The sequence below is a fragment of the Solihabitans fulvus genome (assembly GCF_008386585.1).
GTDB lineage: Bacteria > Actinomycetota > Actinomycetes > Mycobacteriales > Pseudonocardiaceae > Solihabitans > Solihabitans fulvus.
The window spans coordinates 1-1779 of the sequence record NZ_VUOB01000188.1; the positions used below are offsets into that span (position 1 = coordinate 1).

The window sequence follows — 1779 nt, forward strand, 5'->3', positions numbered from 1 at the left end:
GCCGCCGGCTGGGCCGGCCGATGACGGCATGGTTGACGTGGCGGCCCGCAGGGCGGCCCGGATCGCGCGGCGTACCCGGCGGCAAGCCACCGCGCAGGCGCTGCTGCCGGTGGCGGCCGCGGCCGGCAGCATCGCGCGCCTGCTCGCCGAGATCGACAGCCGCGGGGAGATGGCCGCCGTAGAGATCGAACGCGCCCAGTCGGCCGGGGTGACCGACGAGGAACTCGCCGCAGCGGTCGGGGCGGCGGCCGAACGGCACGGCCTGACTCCTGACAGGGCCGAGAGGCTCGCCGTGCTGCTCGGCGTGGACCAGGCCGACGGCAGGGTCGACAAGACGCGCCCGCGACGCTGACGGCGACCGGACTCGATGTCCTGATTGCCACACTCCTACCGAGTGCCAGAACGACACCAAAACGTCCGTTTTGGCACTCGGCAGGAGGTCAGCCAACTGGAAAGCGTCACGCTCCGTGTTAGCCTTCGAACCCCGCTTCACGCGCGCAGCGCGCACTGCGCGTTGGGGCCTCTCCGGGCGATCTCCCGCCGACTTTCCAGTTTCCACTTTCCAGTACGGACCGTGACCGGGCCGCAGAGTCACCACCCGCGGGTGTCCGGGTCGTGGTTGCAGCGCGCCACCGGCGCGTCATTGCCGAGGTCGAGCATCCCGTTCTCGTCGCAGAAGCCGCAGGCGTTGATGGCCGCGCGGCGGGCGGCGATCTCGGCCAGGCGAGCCTGCCCCGCCTCGACCTGGCGGCGCTGTTGGAACGCCGAGCTGTCGCGCTCGATGTCGCGGATGACCTTCAGCTTGCTCGGCGAGAGGTTCGGGATCGCGCGGCGAATGCGCGCCCGAATCCACTTGCGGCAGTGGCGGATGAAGTACGGCAGGTTCGTGAACTCGGGGACGCCGTGCAGCAGGTCCGCCAGGTCCTCCCAGCTCCACTCGTGCTGGCTCAGCAGCTTCGATCCACGGATCACCCCGGCCAGCCAGCGCACCGACACGTCGTCGCAGAGCCGTGGGTCTAGCCGGGACCGCAGGAGCCACTCAGCGGCCCGCACAGCCTCGGATTGACGGTTCTTCGGGCACCGACCCTCGCCAGGTCCCGTTAGGCCCGCAGCGGGCGAATCAGGGCCGTTTCCGGCCACCTGAACCTGGCCTTGGTCCGAGCCCGGCGCAGCCGGTCCGTTATCCACAGCTTGTACGGAACTGGACTTCAATTGATCACCATGACACACCTCTGGGGGGTGGCCATTTTGGTGTTTGTGCAGGTCAACACCTAGAGGGGTGTGCCGGAGGTAGCCGGCGACCGGCCCGCAGTCGGGACAGAGCGTGCTGGGGTCCAGGCAGGCCAGGTTCAGCGGGTCGTGCACGGCGTGCCCACCGCCGGCGTGGACGACGGTCACCGAGCGGTAGAGCAAGAAGTTGGCGGGGTGAACCTGCTCGGCCTGGTGCTGGTGCAGCAGCTGCTCGCCGGGGCTGCGCAGCAGCGAGTGCGCACGGGAGATCGAGGCTTCCTCGGCCTGCTCGGCCTCGGTGACGGGCACCCGCAGCTCGTACACCGGCACCAACCGCACCAGTTCGGGCTCCAGTTCGGCTGCCGTGGCCAGCGCGGCCACCGCCTCGGGGGAGAGGGTCGCCTCGGCGGCTCCGGCCGCCTGGTCGCCGAGCAGGCCGACGCGCAGGGCGTCCAGCTCGGCCCTGGCGCGGGCCATGGCCGCGTCCTCGGCGGCGATCGCGACAGCCATCCGGCGCTGGCGTTCGGCGCGTTCCTCGGTCGTCTCGCC

At 70.9% G+C, this 1779-nt stretch carries 2 protein-coding genes; one reads left to right on the forward strand and one right to left on the reverse strand.

Annotated features, from left to right (window positions below):
* A partial coding sequence (locus F0L68_RS41220; protein WP_223199615.1) for a hypothetical protein occupies nt 1-352 on the forward strand: 352 nt, incomplete at its 5' end.
* A gap of 239 nt (nt 353-591) precedes the next feature.
* Here F0L68_RS41220 and F0L68_RS41225 read toward each other — a convergent pair.
* The coding region (locus F0L68_RS41225; protein ID WP_188317125.1) for a hypothetical protein at nt 592-1779 on the reverse strand (1188 nt) is incomplete at its 5' end.